Raw genomic sequence first — 18,419 nt, forward strand, 5'->3', positions numbered from 1 at the left:
TTGAAAAATGTCAGGACTTGTTTGCGCTATTTCCATCGGCAGGAATTAAAAGTTTCAGGATGCGTCTTTAATGATGAGTAAGACGGATGCATTCCGAACCCTAAGGACCTGCCAGGTTGATATCCGCAAGGAGCGACTGTCCAGGTTTGTCAAGTACTCAAGGAGTAATTCATGCTGATACTCACCCGAAAGGTTGGAGAAAGCATTGTCATCAACGATGACATCAAGATCACCATTCTGGGGGTCAAAGGGATGCAGGTGAGAATCGGCATCGACGCGCCAAAGGACGTTCAGGTCCATCGCGAGGAAATCTACAAGCGTATCCAGGCAGGCAGCCCGCCACCGGAAAAAGATCACAGCCAGCAATAATGCCAGACGGTCATGGCCTGCCCGCGGTAGGCCAGAATCACTGTGTCGGTTCGACGAACTTGCGCACTGTGTCGATAATCTCATCGGTCTTGAAAGGCTTGTCGAACACGGCGGCAAACAGGCTGTTATCACGGCACTCACTGGCCTGGGCACCGCTCATGAGTATGATCGGCACTTCGTTGCCGCTCTCCCTGAGCTCCTTGGCAAACTCCAGGCCATTCATCACCGGCATCATGAAGTCAGTGATCACCAGCTTCGGTTGTACCTCTTCGAACAGCTCCAGCCCCTTGCGCCCATTGGTTGCCTTGACCACTTCATAGCCCTCGTCCTCCAGGGCCATGCCGAGAATCTCCGCGATCAGATACTCATCGTCGATTATCAGAATGGTGCTCATCTCAGACGGCCCGGTGAAACGCGTCAAGGCTTGGCGCTAGGAGCAGCAGTGCCGGACAAAACGGCGGTCGCATGCTTGAATGCCTTCTTCAGATCGATTCCGTGACCATTGATGACGACCTCCACTAACGCTGGATCATAGAGGCTGTCCCTTACTTTAAGGATGGACAGCAGCCGTTTAAGTTCAGATTCATAATCGACAAAACGCATTAACAGCAGGTTGTCGACGATACTCGACAGATCGGGCGCCGGCGCATTGATCTCCGAGCCAAAAATGTCGCGCATCTCCCACGTGGCAAATACCGTGACGCCACGGGCACGCAGCTCGCCAGTCAAGGCACTGAAAAATTCATTGAGCCGGGTCGAATTGGTCGAGATACGTGCCAGGGCCCCAAGGCTGTCGATCATCACGCGCTTGATACCGTGCTCATCTACCAGATTGAGCAGACGCATCCCTAAACCGTCCAGCAAGCCTTCAGTGGTGGGCTGCCAGGCAATGTGCAGCGCCCCGCTTTTGTGCAGGCTTTCAAAATCATAACCCAGGGCCTTGGCCTTGATCTGCAGACGGATGGGAGACTCATAAAAGCCAAAGTGCAGGCCTGGCTCAGCCACTGTCGAGGCCGACAAAAAGCTGATACCCAGGGACGTCTTGCCAATCCCGGACGGCCCCATCACCAACGATACCGAGGAGCGCGCCAGCCCACCCCCCAACAACAAGTCCAGCGAGGGAATGCCACTGCTGATACGGCTCATGTCCGAATTGTCGGGCCGCGAAGGATGGCTGAACAGGCTTTCAAGCCGCGGATACACCACCAGCCCGTGGTCGGTGATTTCACATTCGTGCAATCCCGACAACGCGCCGCTGCCGCGGGTCTTGCGCAACTGAATGCGGCGTACCGAGCGGTTGCCGAGCAACTCTTCACCCAATTCGATCACACCATCGACCATGGTGTGTTCAGGGCTGCCATCTTCTAGCCGGGAGCTGGTGAGAAACAGTACCGTGCAACCTGCAAATGCGGCATGCCCCTGCAATGCAGAAATGAATTTCTTGGTGTCCAGTGGCGATTCGGCCTTGGAGCGGGCATTGAGCAGACCGTCGACGATCAGCACGCTGGCCTGGTGTCGGCTAATTTCCCCACGCAGCAACTTGACCACCTCATCCAGGCCTTCTTGTTCGAGGGTATCGAAGGCGCTGACGAACTGAATGTCATCGCCCACGCGAGAGGCATCGAAAAAGCTCAGCGTGGAGAGAAACTGGAACAATCGCTCATGAGACTCGGCCAGCATGGTCGCGACCAGTACTCGCCCGCCGTCCTTGATATGATTGAACGCCAACTGGTTGGCCAGAATGGTTTTGCCCGATCCCGGGCGGCCCTGAATAATATAGGAAGCACCGACCACCAGCCCTCCCTTGAGCAACGAGTCGAGCCCTTCGATCCCGCTTCGGACACGCTTTAGCTGTTCCAAGTTGGCCTGCCTTGATGATGATTTGATGTAGTGGACATTGAATCAACTCCAGTGCCATCACGCCGGATAATCGCCGCCACTCCAGGCCGAAAATGCGTGGCAATGCCTTGGGACCAATACCACGACCGTTATCGGTGATCTCGATGAGTACGTAGGCACCCTGCAAGCCTTCGAACTCACCCGACAGTTCGCGATTGTGTGCACTCAGAATGATTTCACCGTCAGCGTCGATCGCATCCCGAGCGTTGAAGATCAAATTGAGCAAGACCATTTCCAACTGCGCAGGATCTACCTCAACGTCGTCAAGCCGTGGCGCCAATCGGACATCCAAGCTGATAGGGTTCGGTAATGCGTGTCTGAGTAGAGCCTGGGTGGACTCGAACAGTTCCACGATATTGACCCGACGGACCAATAATTCTTTGCGCCGGGCGAACGTCAACAATTGCTGGGTCAACTGACTGCCCCGCTCACCTGCACTGACAATGTGCTCCAGCAGCTTGAGCGTGCGTGCCGGGTCCTTGCTGTTCATCGCCAAACGGGCAGAACCGAGGATGATAGTCAGGACATTATTGAAGTCATGGGCCATGCCACCGGTCAGTTGCCCAAGCGCCTCGAGTTTTTGCGCCTGGAACAGTTGAGCGAGGTATTCATCGAGCTGAATCTCGGCTTCATGTCGATCGGTAATATCACGGGTGATCTTGGCAAGACCAATGGTCCTGCCCTCAGGGTCACGGATCACGTCCAGCACGGCCAACGCCCAGAAGCGTGAGCCGTCCTTGCGCTGACGCCAGCCTTCATCATGCGCCCTGCCGGTTTGCAGCGCCGTCTCCAGCAAATGCGCAGGCCTGCCCTGCTCTTTGTCTTCAGGTGTGAAGAACACTGAAAAGTGCTGACCGATAATTTCTTCAGCACGGTAGCCTTTGATGCGCATAGGTATCTACACATCTTTTGGTGTACTGCATTTCGTAGCAGTGGACGAGTAGAACGAGGCCACGTCCGGCTGCGCAGCAGTCGTAAAACCTGGCACTTCAGTATTCAGATACACCGCGAGTACAGGCTTTGCGAGGACTACGTCCCCGGACCTGGCCTCGCTGAACTCGTCTACTGCTACGAATGTAGCCGCTGACGAGGTACGAGGCTGCGATCGGCAGCGAAGCGGCCGTAAAACCTGAGACCGTAATCCATCAGGCACACCGAAGGGCCTGAATTTACGACGGCTTCGCCGCCGATCGCAGCCTCGTACCTCGGCAGCGGCTACAAGAGCCGCGCTGCCCCAGAATTGTGTAGATACCTATGCTTTGATGCGTTCAGCGCCAGCGTTCCAGGAAATCACTTCGCCCTTGAGATTAAGCATATAGATGGCGTAGTCCACAACCGTCTGAACCAGCCGCTCATAACGGCTTTCATGCAGCGAATCAAGTGAGGGCCGGCTGGGTTGATCCATTGTGATTCCATCTGGCGCGTGTTGACAAAAGCTAGCATAAGCCTAATTTCATACCCTCCTTCAGACAATCCAACTGAATTTTTTTACGCCCAACGACTCATTTGAAAACAACCGGGAGGGAAGAATGATTCATGATTAACGCAAAACTCTACGTGATTGACTATCGACTGCACGGTGCACCCAAGTCTTTTATCATCCGCGCCGAAAAAATGGACAGCACCGAGGCCTGGCATTGGGCCGCCTGCGATGCCGGTATTGGCAGGATAGGCCGCTATGGCCGGGAAAAAGTCAAAAAGACCACAAGGCCCTGGGCAGAAAAATTTGGCGTGGACGATGTGCGCTGGCGCTTGAGTGGCACCGACGAGTTTGCCGCCCTGGATTTGAGCAATCACGACCATCCTGAGCCGCCTTGAAGGGATGCGCGCCTTCGATCGTGCAGCACAAATTCAAGTGAAAATCACAGATACAGGCCTTTGTACTGCATTCCAACGATAAAAGGGGTGCAAATAGGGCAAGGCTTGAAGGTATGATCATGGTTTCTTGCGCGAACAAGACGTCTGGAGCGCCAGGCGATGTCAATTGATCGAGGGTGTCATGGGTAACGAAAGCATTAATTGGGACACGTTGGGATTCGACTACATCAAGACCGACAAACGCTACCTTGCACACTGGCGCAATGGTGAGTGGGAAAAAGGTGCGCTCACCGAAGACAATCAGCTTCACATCAGCGAAGGCTCGACCGCCCTGCACTATGGCCAGCAATGTTTCGAAGGCCTGAAGGCCTACCGCTGCAAGGACGGCTCCATCAACCTGTTCCGCCCGGACCAAAATGCCTTGCGCATGCAGCGCAGCTGCGATCGCCTGCTGATGCCGGGTGTATCCACCGAGCAGTTCATCGAAGCCTGTAAGGAAGTGGTCAAGGCCAACGAGCGATTCATCCCGCCCTACGGTACTGGCGGCGCCCTCTACCTGCGTCCATTCGTCATCGGCGTAGGCGACAACATTGGCGTGCGTACAGCCCCTGAGTTCATTTTCTCGGTGTTCTGCATTCCGGTGGGTGCCTACTTCAAGGGCGGCATGAAACCGCACAATTTCCTGATTTCCGACTTCGACCGCGCCGCCCCTCAAGGCACCGGTGCCGCCAAGGTCGGCGGCAACTACGCTGCCAGCCTGAAGCCAGGCAAGGAAGCCAAGGAAAAGGGCTTTGCCGACTGCATCTACCTTGACCCGATGACGCACACCAAAATCGAGGAAGTCGGCTCGGCCAACTTCTTCGCCATTACCGGCGACAAGAAGTTCGTCACGCCAAAATCTCCTTCTGTGCTGCCAGGTATCACCCGCCTGTCGCTGATCGAACTCGCCCAATCGCGCCTGGGCCTGGAAGTGGTCGAAGGTGACGTGTACATCGACCAGCTGGGCGACTTCAAGGAAGCCGGTGCCTGCGGCACTGCCGCGGTTATCACCCCGATCGGCGGTATCGAGTACCAAGGCAAACTGAACGTTTTTTATAGCAAGACAGAAGTAGGTCCGGTCACTCAGCGTCTTTACGATGAACTCACCGGTATTCAGAAAGGTGATGTTGAAGCGCCTGCAGGCTGGATCGTCAAGATCTGACCTACCCAAGCCAGATGCCATCCCCTGGCATCTGGCTGATTGACCGGCGATCAGTTGTTGTCCCGGCCAATCGGGGTTGCGCTTACAGTGATGGAGTCGTCCATCACTGGAGCGCGCTCATGAGCTGGGATGATCCTCACGACTCGGTCCTTGACCCACAGGATGAATGGGTCGACGAAGGCCTGCTTGAAGCAAGCGTCTTGGGCGTCAGGCTGTGCGAACAATTGCTGCATGAAGGCCCAAGCTCGCAGTGCACCTGCAAGCCCGTGCTGAGCGATGAAAGTACCTGGCCTGACACAACGCCTCCAGCCGAGAAAGACGGCATCTGAACCTAAGCGACTGAGGTCCACGGACCTTCTGCCTGATACCGTTTATCGCAAACCCCTCAAAGAAGGCCGCCGCCGCTCTCGAGCATTGCGCGAGCACATTTCAAGGCGGCTGCTACACTTTGTTCGCTAAACGGAGGAATTCCAAATGGCCGATAAAGAGCTCACCAACCTGCTTTCATTAATCAATCACCGCCAGGATCGGCTGGCTTCTGCTTGCAAGGAAATTGCCGACTGGATTGACCGCCAGGGTGACGTACCCGTGGCCGGCAAGATCCGCGACAGCCTCAAGGCGGTCGAGGCTGACGAAGTCTTGGTGAAGAAGACCCTCACGTCCCTGAACGTCGAGCGGCCTCTACCCCGCTTTCGATAACGCGCCAGGCAGCTCCTACCGGAGGAGAATGTCATGCCGACCAACGACCTCATTCCCTCCCTGCTGTTCAAGCTCAACGAAAACCAGCTGGCCATTGCGGCAGCTGTCGAGGAGCTGTCGCTGTGGGCAGAGCAGCACGGCTCGGCGGAAGTTGCGCAAAACGTTCGCGAGGCCTTGGCAAAAATCGACGACAACCTGGAGCACATCACTCGCGGTATCGCCGAACTCATGAATGATTGATGAACGCGCCGGACCAGTGGTTGTCTCAAAGAGTGTATGAAGCATTCAGGAGAACCACTGATGGTCATTCACTACAAGACTGCCGGACACTTGGCTTGCGGGCACCACGGTAGCAACCTCCCCTCCACCACCGAACTTGCACGGGTTAAATGCCGTAGCTGCAAGAACACCGATGTATTCAAGGAAGCGCGACGCAACCAACGCAACGCTGCACGCAGGGCCGCACGCAAGGCCAAGACCGCCCATGCGGCCACTGACTGGCGAGGCGACTGGATCAAACGCCTGGCTGCCATGCCGGGCACTCATCGTCTGCCGCGCGGGTTTGCTGGCCAACCCCACGTCTGAAGCGCGTGCAAATTGATACTTGGATAGTTGCGAACAGCAATGACGCGCCAGAAAAAGGCGTCATCGCCGCTATTCTTCGCTCACAAGGGAGAAATAGTCGCCAAAGCACCCAGCAGAATGGTCAGGGTCAAGGCCCCTCCCAGAAACAACGCAAGCTTCGCCATTAGGCCTCCTCAGTCACACATCGACAGTGCAATAAGTGCTGCGCCCACCCTGATACTCAGGGGAAGTCACAGCGCTATTGTCGAGCGGTCGCTGATCTGGAAACAGAGGCAGATAACGATAAAAAATACGGATCAGTGGACAGTGCCCAGTACCGGCTGGCGTTGCGCGAGCCAGTAATCATGCAAGGCGCGGGCTGCAGGCTCGATCGCCGCGACCGTTTGGAGGTGTTGCCCCACATCCAGATCAGCGGGAAGTTCGAAATTGTCCTGGTCTGCACATTCAGCAATGGTCTCAAGCCTTGCCGCAGGCATTTCTGAAAGCGTAGGCCACTCGCCCTCAGCAACACCGCGCAGATAACCAAAACACCACTCTTCAGCCAACGTCAGGATTTGGCCCTGATATTCGGTTTGCTCGAAGCGCGGGCTGAATGCCTGGGCATTGAGGGCCAGTTGGCCAGCGAGGGTGTTCAGGTGGCGAACGCTCAAATCAATGAACTGTTTACACTCATCCGGGCTTTCCCACTCGGGCGTTTGCCCACCCCAGATCCCTGGAAACCAGACTGCAATGTCCACCTGCTCGGGCCCGGAAACCAGCGCTGTGAAGTAGCCGTCCAGCTCCGAGGGATTAAGCACGGAGTGGTCGCTGCCGTATTTGAGCAGAACGTCTTCGATAAATTCGAAGTCTTGGGCGTCGAGGGGTTGGGCTTGCATGAAAAATTCCTTGCGCGGCTCGCACGTCTCTCTTGAGACATGCCTGAAAAAACGGGGAGGATGGCGCCTGCGAAGAAATTAATCCAGTGCCGGTAATCGGCCCGAACAACTGCTCACTTTTTGTCCTGCGAGTTCCGCCGCCGGCTGATGGACTCCTCGCGGCTTCTACGACGGGCAACGGCCATGCCCAGAGCCAATACCAGGGCGGAGCTGATCAGCATGATGCCAAAAACGATATATGCCCAATAGATGTGGCTCATGCGGCGGCTCCGGGGACGTTGGCACGCCCTCAAGGGTCAAGATGTCCTGGATTCACACCACTCCTTCGGCATATTTACATAGTAGAGTCTAATTCTCACTCGGACACGGCACTTGCGGGCTAATTACAACTTCATGTCATGCAGATATGACGAAGCCCCGGTAGATTGCTCTAGCGAGGCTGAGGGTGGCTGTTTATTCAGCGATTATGTCCGAAGATCGAGAGTTCCAGGCTTGAAGAATACAAGCCATGTGCCTAGTCCAAAGCGCCATTAAGTACTTCGTAAATGATGCCTGTGGCTATTGCCACCAGAATCAGATCCGTCCCGGCTTGTTGCCATTCATACCCCTCATAACGCGGTAGATGACCTAGCAACCGCCCATCGAGTTTCTTCGCAATGCCGGGTGGAAGGGGCTTCCCCCGGGCCAAATTCTTCTGGACTCCAGGAGGAAGTGCAAGCCCTGGGCTCCAATAGCTGTGGTAGCTATTCAAGACGTTCAAGACACTCCCCCGATCAATACTGGGGCCATGCCCCCAGTCGTTCTGGTTTGAGTCTTTTCCCTTCCCGCCGCTGCCTTGGTGGCCATGACCTTGAACATCGTGCGGATTACCTTTCCCGCTACCTTGCCCTTTTCCATTTCCTGGATCGGCCAAGGCCCCGGCTGAGCCTACGACCAAGGCGAAGCTGGTAAGCACTGAAATCAATGTTTTCGATCTGAACATATCCGTACTCTCAGAAAGAGGAATGCCCCTCCAATGTAGACGACATTGAGCACTGAAGTTCACTCATCCAATGCCATATCCAGCCACGGAGGGGCGTGTTTGTAGTAACCGTCCGCCCCCTCTTACTTATCAGACCTTGACCTGCTTCAACCATTGATTAACGCGATCACAATCAAACGCCGTCGGATCAAAACTGTCATTCCCGTGCCACTCTGACATCGCCTCGTGCTCAGGGTGATTGGGATCCAATAATGCCGCCAAGAAGTCTTCGTATCCCGGTGCGCCACCCACATCTTCTGGCGGGCGAGCATTGGCGCCTTCGATGCAGTACGGCACTTGAGGGAAAACAATGGCAGGCAAGGTTTTTTTCAACTTTGATGCGGTGCTCCCAGTTATCGCCGAAGTCATAGACATAGCGAAACGTCTTCTTTGCGTACAAGACCTTGATCAGCGTCTTGCGCTGCTCCGAGACCGCCGCCGGGCCCCAACCTGGCTCAGGTACGCCATAACTTTCCCCATCAATTTCAAACTCATGCTGGTGGGTATTTTTCTACCTCTATATGTACCCTCAGCATGCGAGCTGCCTCGGTATTGAGCGTTGCTGCTACCGGTTTCCACTGAAAAATCACCATGGAAAGTTCGAGATGGCATAATCGCAAGCTGTTTATAACAGGGGCGCATAAATGACCGTCGAAAGTTACGACCAACTCGCGATCTTCTCAGCCGTGGCCAAAGAGCGGAGTTTCACCCGCGCCGCCGCCAAGCTCGGCATGTCTCAACCGGCCTTGAGCCGGGCCATGCGCCAACTGGAGGAGCGACTGGGGGTCAGGTTGCTGGCTCGTACCACTCGAAGCGTCTCCCCCACCGAAGCCGGCGAGCATTTGCTGCAGGTGATCGCTCCCAGGTTCGAAGAAATCGACAGTGAACTGGCTCTGCTCAGCGAGTTTCGCGACAAGCCGGCGGGTAAATTGCGCATCACGGCAGGTGAACACTCGGCAATCACCCTTCTGCAGCCGGTGCTCGCGAAACTGCTGCCCGACAATCCCGATCTCAATATCGAAATCATCGTCGACTACGGCTTTACCGATATCGTTGCGCAGGGTTTTGATGCCGGTGTACGGTTGGGCCAGCAGGTGGCTAAAGACATGATCGCCATGCGCATCGGCCCCGACATGCGCATGGCGGTTGTTGGCTCAGCGGCGTATTTCGCCCGATATCCGAAGCCGGTCATCCCGAGTGATCTCACGGCGCACAACTGCATCACCCTACGTATGCCGACTTACGGCGGCCTCTACCTCTGGGAGTTCGAGAAAGACGGGCAAGAACTGAAAGTGCGGGTCGAAGGCCAATTGGTGTTCAACAACATCGCCATGCGCCTGGAAGCCGCTCTTCAGGGATTGGGATTGGCCTATATGCCGGAGGACCTGGTGCAGGAGCAGGTGGCGCAGGGTCGGTTGATTCGCGTGCTTGAGGATTGGTGCGAACCGTTCTCTGGTTACCACCTCTATTATCCGAGCCGGCGCCAGAGTTCACCGGCCTTCAGTTTACTGCGCGAAACCCTGCGCTATTTGGGTTGATTGGCCTGCACTGTGTCCAACGCTTCGCCGGCACGCTTGGCCGCAGCAGCATCGCCTTGGACGGCCAGCAGTTGGATGAGTTGACGCAACTGTGCAGCGGTCAGGCCAACCCGCAGACTGGCCGCCATGTGCGAGCGCAGTTGCGCCTCGACACCAGGGGTAACGGCCAATGCGGCGACGGTGGCCAACTCACGACTTTGCCAGTCCAGGTTGTCTCGCTCGAAGATGTCGCCGAACAGGTGCGTCTGCAAGTACTGATTGATTACCGGCGCGAAGTCGAACAACGGGCCCTTGACGGGTGCGCCAGCAATGCGCGTCTGGTTGGCCTTGCCCGCCGCGAGCAATTCATCGCCGGTGGGAATAACACGTAGGGGCTCGCGCCCCGGATCGTCCCGAACGCCGCGTTGCGTGCGTGCCTCGACCACTTTCATCAGCTCGCCAAGTGCGTTGAGACTGCGTGGAAAACCACTGTAGGCGTAGAGCTGCACAAGAGTCTCCTTCACCTCGCTGACGGTCAGCCCCGCCTCCAGTCCTTGATTCAACGCAGCATTGAGCCCGGACATGTTGCTTGTGGCCATGGCGGCTGCAATCAACGGGATGGCCTGCTGTTTGGCGGACAGCGTTTGCGATACAGGTGGTGCCGCGGGCATGGCGGCTGGCATCGTCGTGCTCTGGGCGCTGTATTGCTCGTCGGTCACTTTCTCCAGCCACTCCACGCTCTTGCCATCCACCGAGCCCGTCACGGCCAGGTGCGTCATGGCGCTCGCCGGTGCGGCGCCATGCCAGTGCTTGACGCCCGGTGGGCAGACGATCACATCACCCGGGAGGATTTCCTGCACTGGCTTGCCCCATTCCTGAACCAGGCCCACGCCGGAAGTCACCACCAACCGCTGTCCTGCGGGGTGGGTATGCCAGGCTGAGCGAGCACCGGGTTCGAAGCTGACGTAAGCGCCGGAGGCATTGATCGGGCCCGTAGCGGGAAACAACGGATCGACGCGTACCCGCCCGGTAAAATAGTCCGCAGGCCCCTCAACCGCAGCCTGAGTACCCGCGCGGCTGATCTGTTGTTCGGCCCGACGAGAGTCACTGGCATTGTCTGCACCCGCGGCGTCGGCAAAGGGGGCGGCGCACACCGCGATGCCTATCAAGGTGTTTTTCATAAGGATGTATCCCTTCAAGTCAGAGCGTTCTGGCGTAAAACGCGGTCAACTGGTCCATGGCGACATCCACATACGCAGGCACCCAATAGGTGTCGATGTGGGTCGCGCCATCGATAGTGAACAGTTTTTTGTCCTGGGTGCCGGTGGCCTTGGCAAAGGCTTGTTGCGACATGTACAGGCTGTCGGCCTTGCTGCCCGCGATCATCAGTAACGGCTTGTCGATCAACTCGATCTGATCCGTGGCATCGAAGCTCATCAGGTCCATCAGGCTGCTCTGGGTGTAACGGAAGGTCGAGTTGGGGTGGGCGTGGGTCTTGCCGTAGTACTCGAAACCCTGGCGATACAGATCAAACGGCAGCTTGGCGATCTGTTCATCGGACAGCTTGGCGTCACCGACATAACGAACCTCGCCACCCGCCACTTCCTGCGCACGGGCCGCCGACGCCTGTTGCAAACGCTCTTGAATCGTCGACAGCTGCGAATCCTGGTAGCCATTACGGCGAACCAGCCCGGAGTTGAACATGCTCAATGTCGCAATGGACTGGAAGCGTTTGTCGGTTTGCGCCGCCGCCAATGAATAACCGCCACCGCCGCAGATCCCCAGCAGCCCCAGGCGCTTGCTATCGACGCCGGGATAGCTGGTGATGAAGTCCGCCATGCCATGGATGTCTTCGATGCGATGCGCCGGTTTGTCCACATTGCGCGGCTTACCGCCACTGGCCCCTTGATACGCCGCATCCGCCGTGATCGTGATGTAGCCCTGATCCGCCAGCCGCTGGGCATACAGGCCCGCGACCTGCTCCTTCACCCCGCCATTGGGGTGCGCCACGACAACAACCGGGTATTTTTTCGCCGCGTCATAGTTTGCCGGGGTGTACACGTTGGCGGAAATGTTCAGGCCACCCCGTTTGTAGGTGACCGGATGGATGTTGACCTTGCCCTGTTCGTTTTTCGTCAGCGCGCCACCGTAGGTCAAGGTGAAGGGATTTTGCTTGTAGTCTGCGGCCTCGGCTTCGACGCCCCCCATCCCGATCATCGCGGCCATCAACGTGGCCTTTAACGTGGTTCGCATCATAAAAATACTCCTGACATTTCAAGTGTGTGAGCGGCGTGGCTGACTACGCCACGCACCGGGTCAATCCAGATTTTTTTCTGCGAGAAACTTCGAAACCAGATCTGCGATCTCGACATTGTTCATGTCCGAAAACGGGAAATGGCTATTGCCCTTGATGCCGATCTCCGGCAAGTGAACGAGCCTGACGTCACCACCGCGACGGTTCACCGCATCGCGCCACAGGCGCGCCATTTCAAGGCGTGCGCGCCAACTGTCCTGGGCGGGTAACCGAACCGGTTGGTCAGGGATGTTGTCGCCGTAGAAAATGACGATGGGGATTTGGGTCAGAGCGTTGAACTGTTCCGCCGATACGGCTTGGCCCGAGAGCGTGTCGAACGCGCTGGGAATCGGAGCGGGCACCTCCCCCTCTGGAAACACGAAGCTGCTACCCGGCTCGAACGCCACGATAGCTCGCACATTTGAGCTTTTGATCGCCGTCAGCCAACCCGGGCCGCCGCCCTGAGAATGGGTGAACAAGATGGCCGGTCCGGTCTTTTCCAACAGAGCGGAGACGCCGTTGGATACGACGTCAATATCGTAAGGCCCGGTGTTGGGCGTCATCGAACGGAAGAATTGCTCCTGCGCCGCCTGCCCACGCGGAAACTGACTGCCCTCGAAGCTATCGGGCCACAAGCCAATGCGGAACTGGTTGAACCACAGCTGCTCGTCGGGCAAAGGTTTGATCGTCGCTTCAACCAGACTGCGTCCCGCATCACCACGGCGAGGCTGATCGATCAGATACGTGGAGAATCCTCGTCGCAGGAATATGTTCTGGAACCCTTCACGTCCGTCCGCCGTCGTCTCCCAGGATTTCGCGGACTGCCCCGCGCCATGCAGCATGAGTATCGGAAGCGGGCGAGCGTCGACGGGCACTTGATAAAACGCGTACACGTGGTCGCCGTGGTAGGACTGGCCATCGGGCATCATCGGTTTGTAGGGATCAAAGACTCCCGGCTGAGTGATCAGTCCACCGCCGGCCACCAGACTTCCCTGATCCCTGATCACCAGAGGCGGGCGATCAGAGCCATTGACGACCTCGGCGGCGCACAACGCGAAACAAAGCGTGCCAGCCTTTGCAACGGCGTACACGCATCGGTGGATGGAGCACTGAGTCATGACTTGCTCTCGATTTGATATCGCAGAGAAGCAAAGTACCTTTCAAGCATTGATAGATAAACAGCGCCAATTACATAGCACTAATACCAAAATCACATAGATTCGATGAGTACAGCGCAAAGTCGCCACCGCGCGTATCGGACGTCTGACTGCTGATGTCGGTCGATGTAATCCGTCTTCAAGCTGACGCGGATTTTTCGCAAGGACACCGGTTTCTCACCCAGCGACTATCGGCGTCAACGCTAGCCCCCTGCCCCCCGGCAATTGAGATTGACTCGCCCAATCCCGGACGGCCTGGGCGAACAAGCGCAGGGCAATCGCGAGTGAACACCATCAGCCCAGGCATCATCTTCACCCCGCTCGCGTGAGACGAATTGAGCGGCCCACGTGGCGAAGGTTACCGGCGCATGATCGACCTCTGTGCGGCCGGATGCGGCGGCACACCCGATGAAGTGGGCGCCCTCGGCGCGCTGCTCATGGGTCCGGAAGGCACCTTCATCACCGGCAGCGATTTCCTGATGGATGGCGGCGTCACGGCGCCGCTCGATGATGAAGCGCGGCACGTGAGGTTCACATCGAACGACAACGCAATCCCGGCCTCACGCTTTATATGCAACTGGTTGCACATAAAAAATCGACCTGCTACCTTTCATGCAACTGGTTGCATAAGGGGTGTCGCCGCTTACCACCCCTTCGCGCCTTTGAAGACAGAGCTCACGGCGAGGCAAATTCAGCCTAACCTCTGCGATTTACATCCTACTTCTTGGAGCCTTCATGTCTCTCCCTACTATTCTGAATGGCCGTCTATCGCTTCCAGTGGTCTGTTCACCACTGTTTATTATTTCCAATCCAGACCTTGTGATTGCTCAGTGCAAGGCGGGTGTAGTGGGTTCATTTCCGGCCTTGAATGCCCGGCCTGCCCATGTTCTGGGTGAGTGGCTGGAGCGAATCACCACCGAACTCGCGCAATACGATGCTCTGCACCCTGATCGGCCTTCCGCCCCGTTTGCCGTCAATCAAATAGTGCACAAATCCAACAACCGACTCGAACATGACCTGGCGTTATGCGCGAAGTACAAAGTCCCCATCATCATTACTTCATTAGGCGCTCGCGAAGATGTAAATGACGCCGTGCATGCCTACGGCGGCATTGTGCTGCACGACGTCATCACCAATGCCTACGCGAAAAAAGCCATTGAAAAAGGCGCTGACGGTCTGATCGCCGTAGCGGCGGGTGCGGGTGGGCATGCGGGGAAGATTTCGCCGTTTGCACTCATCCACGAGATTCGTGAATGGTTTGATGGCCCTCTCCTGCTTTCAGGCGCTATCTCCAACGGCAACGCTATCCTCGCCGCTCAAGCGGCAGGCGCTGACCTGGCTTATATCGGCTCCGCCTTCATTGCCACTGAAGAAGCCAATGCACAAGCCGCCTATAAACAGATGATTGTCGATAGCTCAGCCGTCGACATTGTTTACTCCAACCTCTTTACTGGCGTACATGGCAACTACCTGAGACAAAGCATCGCCAACAGTGGCCTAGACCCGGACGAGTTACCCGAGTCAGACCCATCGAAGATGAATTTCGGTTCTGGTGAAACGGCGAAAGCCAAGGCCTGGAAGGATATCTGGGGAGCAGGCCAAGGCATTGGCGCGATCAAGGAGGTGGTGCGTGCTGCAGATCTGATCGATCGTCTCAAGGAACAGTATCAGGCATCACGCAAGCGGCTGGGGCTCACACCCGCTGTTGCCACAACAAGAGCAAAAGCCACTGAGGCTTGCCTCTAAGCGCATCCCCCGAATGCCCCATGCTGCGCTTCAAGCAAAGCATGGGCACTACTGCGGCAGGGGTTGTACCAGCGGTAGCACTTCGTTGGCCCATTCCAGCCAGCTCTGTTCCGTCAGGATCCCGCGCCGCAGGACCACATGCTGTAAACGCTGTGCGGTCGACATCTGATCGGCTGAAAAGTCGCGTTGCTCGATTTTCAGATACAGGTCCAGACGCGCCTTGTGCTGCTCTATCAGGCGCTGCAATTCTGTGTGCAGCCCCAGCGGGCCCATCACTGCTTCAGCGCGAAGTTTGATCAGCAAGGTCTGGGTACTGTCAGACGCCCCACCCGGCTCAGCGGCCCAACGAACCAGCTCGTCACGCCCTTCGGGAAGTACTCGATAGAGTTTTTTTCGGCGTCTGTCCGCCTCTTCATCGTCCTGCACGATGACCCATCCAGCCTTGGCCATACGACCCAGTTCTCGATAAATCTGCTGATGGGTGGCTTGCCAGAAATAGCCCATGGAATGGTCGAATCGATGAGCCAATTCGTAGCCCGTCGAAGGCTTTTCCAAGAGTGAGGTAAGGAGTGCGTGTTGAATTGACATGGGCCAGATTCTATCAGCGCCCCCATCATTAATCACCTCCAGAAAAACGGGCCTTTCGGCCCGTTCAGGCTGCGAACAAACCAACAACGGGTTGCTTCAATCTGTAGCCGCTGCCGCTAGGCTGCGATCGACCGCAGAGCGGGCGCAGGATCTTGATATCCCCGTTGGCGTCCCTGGCGGGCCGCATCGCAGCCTTCGGCAGCGGCTACAGGGTTTGTCATTAGCCTGAGCGGGCCTTTCGGCCCGTTGTGAACATCTATTCAGGCGACATTGAGCAATGTCGAATACGCCTTCAAGTGATGGTCGTCATCCCCAAACTGATGACTGAGCAGGACCAGACGTTTAGCGTGGTGTGCCAGTGCATATTCCCAGGTCATGCCAATTCCGCCGTGCAGCTGGATGGCCTGCTCTGCAATACTGCGCGCAGCGCGGGTGACAATGAACTTGGCCGCCGCCAGGGTACGGCTGCGCTCGACACTGTCCACCTGATCGGCGCAACAAGCGGCCAGGATGGCCATGCTGGTGGCCTGCTCAAGCTCAGTACGCATATCGACCATGCGATGTTGCAACACCTGAAACTGGCCGATCGGCGCACCGAACTGCTGGCGAGTCTTCAGGTAATCCAGTGTCAGGCGACACGCCTCCTCCATGCTGCCCAACGCTTCGGCGCACTGCGCGGCAATCGCCCTGCCTTGCTGATAACGTAGCGCCGCGAGGACCTTGCCCGGCTCACCCAGCACGTGGTCGTTGGACACCCGCACCTTGTCCAGGTACAGGTCACAGCCTTTGTGGCCATCAACGGTCTGGTAGCTGCGACGCTCGACGCCATCGGCCTGCGGGTCGATCAGGAACAGGCCAATGCCATGCTCATCACGGCTCTCACCGCTGACCCTGGCGCTGACCAGAATCAAGTCGGCCTGATGGCCGCCGATCACCACAGCCTTTCTACCGGTCAGCGTCCAGCCTTGCGCATCGCTTTCGGCACGCGTCTGGACATCGTTCAAATGGTAGTGACTCTGCGGCTCCTCAAAGGCTACGGTGAGCAGCAACTCAGTACTGGCTACCCGAGGCAGCCAATCTCGCTGTTGAGCCGGGTTACCGAGTTGAGTGATCAACCCACCCGCATAGATCACCGATTGCACATAGGGTTCCAGGCACAAGCCCCGACCCAGCTCGGTCATCAGCAGCAGGGTCTCGACACCGCTGCCACCGAAGCCGCCCAGCGCTTCAGGGAACGGCACGGCTGTCAGCCCCAGGTCGCCGAGCTGTTGCCAGAAGGCGCGACTGAAACCTTCCTCACTGCGTGCATATTGCTCGCGAGCCTCGAAACTGTAAGCGTCGCGCACCAGACGTGCGGCGGTCTCTTGCAGCATCTGCTGCTCTTCGGTCATTTTGAAATTCATGATCAGTGCCCCCTTACAGTTCGAGAATCATCTTCGAGACGATATTTTTCTGAATTTCGTTGGAGCCACCGAAGATCGATAGCTTGCGCAGGTTGAAATACTGGTTGGCCAGCGTGGCGCTGTAGTCGGCATGCAATGGTTCACTTGGACCGTCCAGGCTCAATTCATCTTCCAGGAACGGCAACGCATAGGGGCCGATCACCTTGCGCAGCAGGTGGCTGATGGCCTGGCGAATTTCGGTGCCCTTGATCTTGAGGATCGAACTTTCAGCTCCGGGCACGCCGCCGTCTTTGGCCGCCGCGAGGGTGCGCAGTGTGCTCATCTCGGTGGCCATGAGCTGCATTTCTACTTCAGCGACCTGCGCCCGAAACAACGGATCGTCGAGCATGGGCTTACCCTCGCTCAGCTGCAGGCGAGCAATGCGTTTGAGGTGGGCCAGCGCCGCCTTGGATCCGCCGATTCCGGCAAGCCCCGTGCGCTCGTAGGTGAGCAGGTACTTGGCGCAGGTCCAGCCGTGATTTTCCTCGCCCACCAGGTTCTCGACCGGCACCTGCACATTGTCGAAGAACACCTCGTTGACTTCATGCTCGCCATCGAGGGTGATGATGGGCCGTACACTGATGCCAGGGCTGTTCATATCGATCAGCAGGAAGGAAATGCCGCGCTGTTTCTGCGCCTGCGGATCGGTGCGCACCAGGCAGAAAATCATGTTGGCGTGCTGACCCAGGGTGGTCCAGGTTTTCTGGCCATTGACGATGTAATGATCACCGTCGCGAGTCGCGCGAGTTTTCAGCGAGGCCAGGTCGGAACCGGCACCGGGCTCGGAATAACCCTGGCACCACCAGTCCTCGCCGTTGAGGATGCGCGGCAAGTAGTGGGCCTGCTGCTGCGCGGTGCCGAACTTGATCAGCACGGGTGCAACCATGCTGACCCCGAATGGAACGCTGCGCGGTGCCCCGACAATTGCACACTCTTCTTCATAGATATGCTTTTGCACTGAGCTCCAGCCCGTACCGCCCAAAGCCACTGGCCAGTGTGTTGCATACCAGCCCTGCTCGTTCTGGATAGCCTGCCAGCGCAGGTGGTCGGCCTTGGACAGGTGTTTGCCAAGTCGCACCTTGTCAGCAAGATCTTGGGGCAGTTTGTTCTTCAGGAAGGCCTTTACTTCGTCGCGAAAGGCCAACTCTTCAGCGCTAAAATGAATGTCCATGCTATTCCTCCAATCGATGAAGCAACCCGTGAAGCGGG

General features: G+C 57.2%; 23 protein-coding genes and 2 pseudogenes. 10 read left to right on the forward strand and 15 right to left on the reverse strand.

Annotated elements, in window-relative coordinates:
- Window positions 1-171 precede the first annotated feature (171 nt).
- Window positions 172-369 carry a carbon storage regulator CsrA gene (gene csrA / locus AC3IX4_RS16445; protein ID WP_166570056.1) on the forward strand — a complete coding sequence of 66 codons (198 nt, stop codon included), beginning with the start codon at window positions 172-174 and terminating at the stop codon, window positions 367-369.
- A gap of 37 nt (window positions 370-406) precedes the next feature.
- Here csrA and AC3IX4_RS16450 read toward each other — a convergent pair whose 3' ends face one another.
- From AC3IX4_RS16450 to AC3IX4_RS16465, 4 genes and pseudogenes are all read right to left on the reverse strand, one after another.
- Complete coding sequence (locus AC3IX4_RS16450) at window positions 407-763, reverse strand: response regulator (protein ID WP_489256490.1); 357 nt, start codon at window positions 761-763, stop codon at window positions 407-409.
- A gap of 23 nt (window positions 764-786) precedes the next feature.
- Window positions 787-2,229, reverse strand: coding sequence for an ATPase domain-containing protein (locus AC3IX4_RS16455; RefSeq protein WP_489256491.1), 1,443 nt, complete (start codon window positions 2,227-2,229; stop codon window positions 787-789).
- Between the two features lie 82 nt (window positions 2,230-2,311).
- Window positions 2,312-3,160: pseudogene (locus AC3IX4_RS16460) on the reverse strand (two-component system sensor histidine kinase NtrB); the annotation flags it as partial.
- Between the two features lie 360 nt (window positions 3,161-3,520).
- Window positions 3,521-3,673 carry a hypothetical protein gene (locus AC3IX4_RS16465; protein ID WP_489256492.1) on the reverse strand — a complete coding sequence of 51 codons (153 nt, stop codon included), beginning with the start codon at window positions 3,671-3,673 and terminating at the stop codon, window positions 3,521-3,523.
- 131 nt (window positions 3,674-3,804) lie between these two features.
- Between AC3IX4_RS16465 and AC3IX4_RS16470 the strand changes: the two genes are divergently transcribed.
- The 6 genes from AC3IX4_RS16470 (at window position 3,805) to AC3IX4_RS16495 (ending at window position 6,571) form a co-directional block, all read left to right on the forward strand.
- Window positions 3,805-4,086 carry a DUF6555 family protein gene (locus AC3IX4_RS16470; protein ID WP_489256493.1) on the forward strand — a complete coding sequence of 94 codons (282 nt, stop codon included), beginning with the start codon at window positions 3,805-3,807 and terminating at the stop codon, window positions 4,084-4,086.
- A 181-nt stretch (window positions 4,087-4,267) separates the two neighbouring features.
- A complete protein-coding gene (locus AC3IX4_RS16475; RefSeq protein WP_489256494.1) occupies window positions 4,268-5,287 on the forward strand; it encodes a branched-chain amino acid aminotransferase in 1,020 nt (339 codons plus the stop codon).
- Window positions 5,288-5,406: 119 nt separating this feature from the next.
- On the forward strand, window positions 5,407-5,616 hold the full coding sequence (locus tag AC3IX4_RS16480; RefSeq protein WP_489256495.1) for a hypothetical protein: 210 nt from the start codon (window positions 5,407-5,409) through the stop codon (window positions 5,614-5,616).
- A 145-nt stretch (window positions 5,617-5,761) separates the two neighbouring features.
- On the forward strand, window positions 5,762-5,986 hold the full coding sequence (locus tag AC3IX4_RS16485) for a hypothetical protein (protein WP_489256496.1): 225 nt from the start codon (window positions 5,762-5,764) through the stop codon (window positions 5,984-5,986).
- 33 nt (window positions 5,987-6,019) lie between these two features.
- Window positions 6,020-6,226 carry a hypothetical protein gene (locus tag AC3IX4_RS16490; RefSeq protein ID WP_489256497.1) on the forward strand — a complete coding sequence of 69 codons (207 nt, stop codon included), beginning with the start codon at window positions 6,020-6,022 and terminating at the stop codon, window positions 6,224-6,226.
- Between the two features lie 60 nt (window positions 6,227-6,286).
- On the forward strand, window positions 6,287-6,571 hold the full coding sequence (locus AC3IX4_RS16495; RefSeq protein WP_489256498.1) for a hypothetical protein: 285 nt from the start codon (window positions 6,287-6,289) through the stop codon (window positions 6,569-6,571).
- 296 nt (window positions 6,572-6,867) lie between these two features.
- Here the strand turns inward: AC3IX4_RS16495 and AC3IX4_RS16500 are convergent, their stop codons facing one another.
- From AC3IX4_RS16500 to AC3IX4_RS16520, 5 genes are all read right to left on the reverse strand, one after another.
- Window positions 6,868-7,446 (reverse strand): UPF0149 family protein, encoded by a 579-nt coding sequence (locus AC3IX4_RS16500; RefSeq protein WP_489256499.1) that lies wholly within the window; start codon window positions 7,444-7,446, stop codon window positions 6,868-6,870.
- A 113-nt stretch (window positions 7,447-7,559) separates the two neighbouring features.
- Window positions 7,560-7,706, reverse strand: coding sequence for a hypothetical protein (locus AC3IX4_RS16505; RefSeq protein ID WP_489256500.1), 147 nt, complete (start codon window positions 7,704-7,706; stop codon window positions 7,560-7,562).
- 254 nt (window positions 7,707-7,960) lie between these two features.
- The gene (locus AC3IX4_RS16510; protein WP_489256501.1) at window positions 7,961-8,428 is read right to left on the reverse strand and encodes an anti-virulence regulator CigR family protein; all 468 of its coding nucleotides are present in this window, start codon (window positions 8,426-8,428) and stop codon (window positions 7,961-7,963) included.
- Window positions 8,429-8,557: 129 nt separating this feature from the next.
- Window positions 8,558-8,719: an IS1096 element passenger TnpR family protein gene (locus tag AC3IX4_RS16515; RefSeq protein ID WP_489261303.1), complete on the reverse strand. Its 162-nt coding sequence runs from the start codon at window positions 8,717-8,719 to the stop codon at window positions 8,558-8,560.
- Entirely contained in the window at window positions 8,658-8,951 is a 294-nt protein-coding gene (locus tag AC3IX4_RS16520) for an IS1096 element passenger TnpR family protein (protein ID WP_489261304.1), read from the reverse strand. The genes AC3IX4_RS16515 and AC3IX4_RS16520 overlap by 62 nt, the downstream gene beginning before the upstream one ends.
- Before the next feature lie 160 nt (window positions 8,952-9,111).
- Between AC3IX4_RS16520 and AC3IX4_RS16525 the strand changes: the two genes are divergently transcribed.
- Window positions 9,112-10,005, forward strand: coding sequence for a LysR family transcriptional regulator (locus tag AC3IX4_RS16525; RefSeq protein ID WP_489256502.1), 894 nt, complete (start codon window positions 9,112-9,114; stop codon window positions 10,003-10,005).
- Here the strand turns inward: AC3IX4_RS16525 and AC3IX4_RS16530 are convergent.
- Genes AC3IX4_RS16530 through AC3IX4_RS16540 form a run of 3 tightly spaced genes read right to left on the reverse strand, consistent with a single transcriptional unit; the run spans window position 9,993 to window position 13,395 of the window.
- Window positions 9,993-11,165 (reverse strand): (R)-mandelonitrile lyase, encoded by a 1,173-nt coding sequence (locus AC3IX4_RS16530; RefSeq protein WP_489256503.1) that lies wholly within the window; start codon window positions 11,163-11,165, stop codon window positions 9,993-9,995. The two genes, AC3IX4_RS16525 and AC3IX4_RS16530, sit on opposite strands and share 13 nt — an antisense overlap.
- A gap of 19 nt (window positions 11,166-11,184) precedes the next feature.
- On the reverse strand, window positions 11,185-12,240 hold the full coding sequence (locus AC3IX4_RS16535) for an alpha/beta hydrolase (RefSeq protein WP_489256504.1): 1,056 nt from the start codon (window positions 12,238-12,240) through the stop codon (window positions 11,185-11,187).
- Window positions 12,241-12,300: 60 nt separating this feature from the next.
- Window positions 12,301-13,395 carry an alpha/beta hydrolase gene (locus tag AC3IX4_RS16540; protein ID WP_489256505.1) on the reverse strand — a complete coding sequence of 365 codons (1,095 nt, stop codon included), beginning with the start codon at window positions 13,393-13,395 and terminating at the stop codon, window positions 12,301-12,303.
- 317 nt (window positions 13,396-13,712) lie between these two features.
- Between AC3IX4_RS16540 and AC3IX4_RS16545 the strand changes: the two are divergent.
- Both AC3IX4_RS16545 and AC3IX4_RS16550 read left to right on the forward strand, forming a co-directional pair.
- Window positions 13,713-13,934: pseudogene (locus AC3IX4_RS16545) on the forward strand (SDR family oxidoreductase); the annotation flags it as partial.
- A gap of 235 nt (window positions 13,935-14,169) precedes the next feature.
- Window positions 14,170-15,180 (forward strand): NAD(P)H-dependent flavin oxidoreductase, encoded by a 1,011-nt coding sequence (locus tag AC3IX4_RS16550; protein ID WP_489256506.1) that lies wholly within the window; start codon window positions 14,170-14,172, stop codon window positions 15,178-15,180.
- 48 nt (window positions 15,181-15,228) lie between these two features.
- On the opposite strand, the gene AC3IX4_RS16555 is transcribed toward AC3IX4_RS16550, so the two are convergent.
- The 3 genes from AC3IX4_RS16555 to AC3IX4_RS16565 form a co-directional block, all read right to left on the reverse strand.
- Complete coding sequence (locus AC3IX4_RS16555; protein WP_489256507.1) at window positions 15,229-15,768, reverse strand: PadR family transcriptional regulator; 540 nt, start codon at window positions 15,766-15,768, stop codon at window positions 15,229-15,231.
- Window positions 15,769-16,028: 260 nt separating this feature from the next.
- Window positions 16,029-17,171, reverse strand: coding sequence for an acyl-CoA dehydrogenase family protein (locus AC3IX4_RS16560; protein ID WP_489256508.1), 1,143 nt, complete (start codon window positions 17,169-17,171; stop codon window positions 16,029-16,031).
- Window positions 17,172-17,184: 13 nt separating this feature from the next.
- Complete coding sequence (locus AC3IX4_RS16565) at window positions 17,185-18,381, reverse strand: acyl-CoA dehydrogenase family protein (protein WP_489256509.1); 1,197 nt, start codon at window positions 18,379-18,381, stop codon at window positions 17,185-17,187.
- Between the last annotated feature and the right edge of the window lie 38 nt (window positions 18,382-18,419).

The sequence above is a fragment of the Pseudomonas sp. KH_021 genome (genome assembly GCF_057838865.1).

Bases quoted from the DNA above. Each gene is read 5' to 3' on its own strand.
- csrA (WP_166570056.1), top strand. From the start codon at position 172: ATGCTGATACTCACCCGAAAGGTTGGAGAAAGCATTGTCATCAACGAT.
- AC3IX4_RS16450 (WP_489256490.1), bottom strand. From the start codon at position 763: ATGAGCACCATTCTGATAATCGACGATGAGTATCTGATCGCGGAGATT.
- AC3IX4_RS16465 (WP_489256492.1), bottom strand. From the start codon at position 3,673: ATGGATCAACCCAGCCGGCCCTCACTTGATTCGCTGCATGAAAGCCGT.
- AC3IX4_RS16470 (WP_489256493.1), top strand. From the start codon at position 3,805: ATGATTAACGCAAAACTCTACGTGATTGACTATCGACTGCACGGTGCA.
- AC3IX4_RS16475 (WP_489256494.1), top strand. From the start codon at position 4,268: ATGGGTAACGAAAGCATTAATTGGGACACGTTGGGATTCGACTACATC.
- AC3IX4_RS16480 (WP_489256495.1), top strand. From the start codon at position 5,407: ATGAGCTGGGATGATCCTCACGACTCGGTCCTTGACCCACAGGATGAA.
- AC3IX4_RS16485 (WP_489256496.1), top strand. From the start codon at position 5,762: ATGGCCGATAAAGAGCTCACCAACCTGCTTTCATTAATCAATCACCGC.
- AC3IX4_RS16490 (WP_489256497.1), top strand. From the start codon at position 6,020: ATGCCGACCAACGACCTCATTCCCTCCCTGCTGTTCAAGCTCAACGAA.
- AC3IX4_RS16495 (WP_489256498.1), top strand. From the start codon at position 6,287: ATGGTCATTCACTACAAGACTGCCGGACACTTGGCTTGCGGGCACCAC.
- AC3IX4_RS16500 (WP_489256499.1), bottom strand. From the start codon at position 7,446: ATGCAAGCCCAACCCCTCGACGCCCAAGACTTCGAATTTATCGAAGAC.
- AC3IX4_RS16505 (WP_489256500.1), bottom strand. From the start codon at position 7,706: ATGAGCCACATCTATTGGGCATATATCGTTTTTGGCATCATGCTGATC.
- AC3IX4_RS16510 (WP_489256501.1), bottom strand. From the start codon at position 8,428: ATGTTCAGATCGAAAACATTGATTTCAGTGCTTACCAGCTTCGCCTTG.
- AC3IX4_RS16525 (WP_489256502.1), top strand. From the start codon at position 9,112: ATGACCGTCGAAAGTTACGACCAACTCGCGATCTTCTCAGCCGTGGCC.
- AC3IX4_RS16530 (WP_489256503.1), bottom strand. From the start codon at position 11,165: ATGAAAAACACCTTGATAGGCATCGCGGTGTGCGCCGCCCCCTTTGCC.
- AC3IX4_RS16535 (WP_489256504.1), bottom strand. From the start codon at position 12,240: ATGATGCGAACCACGTTAAAGGCCACGTTGATGGCCGCGATGATCGGG.
- AC3IX4_RS16540 (WP_489256505.1), bottom strand. From the start codon at position 13,395: ATGACTCAGTGCTCCATCCACCGATGCGTGTACGCCGTTGCAAAGGCT.
- AC3IX4_RS16550 (WP_489256506.1), top strand. From the start codon at position 14,170: ATGTCTCTCCCTACTATTCTGAATGGCCGTCTATCGCTTCCAGTGGTC.
- AC3IX4_RS16555 (WP_489256507.1), bottom strand. From the start codon at position 15,768: ATGTCAATTCAACACGCACTCCTTACCTCACTCTTGGAAAAGCCTTCG.
- AC3IX4_RS16560 (WP_489256508.1), bottom strand. From the start codon at position 17,171: ATGAATTTCAAAATGACCGAAGAGCAGCAGATGCTGCAAGAGACCGCC.
- AC3IX4_RS16565 (WP_489256509.1), bottom strand. From the start codon at position 18,381: ATGGACATTCATTTTAGCGCTGAAGAGTTGGCCTTTCGCGACGAAGTA.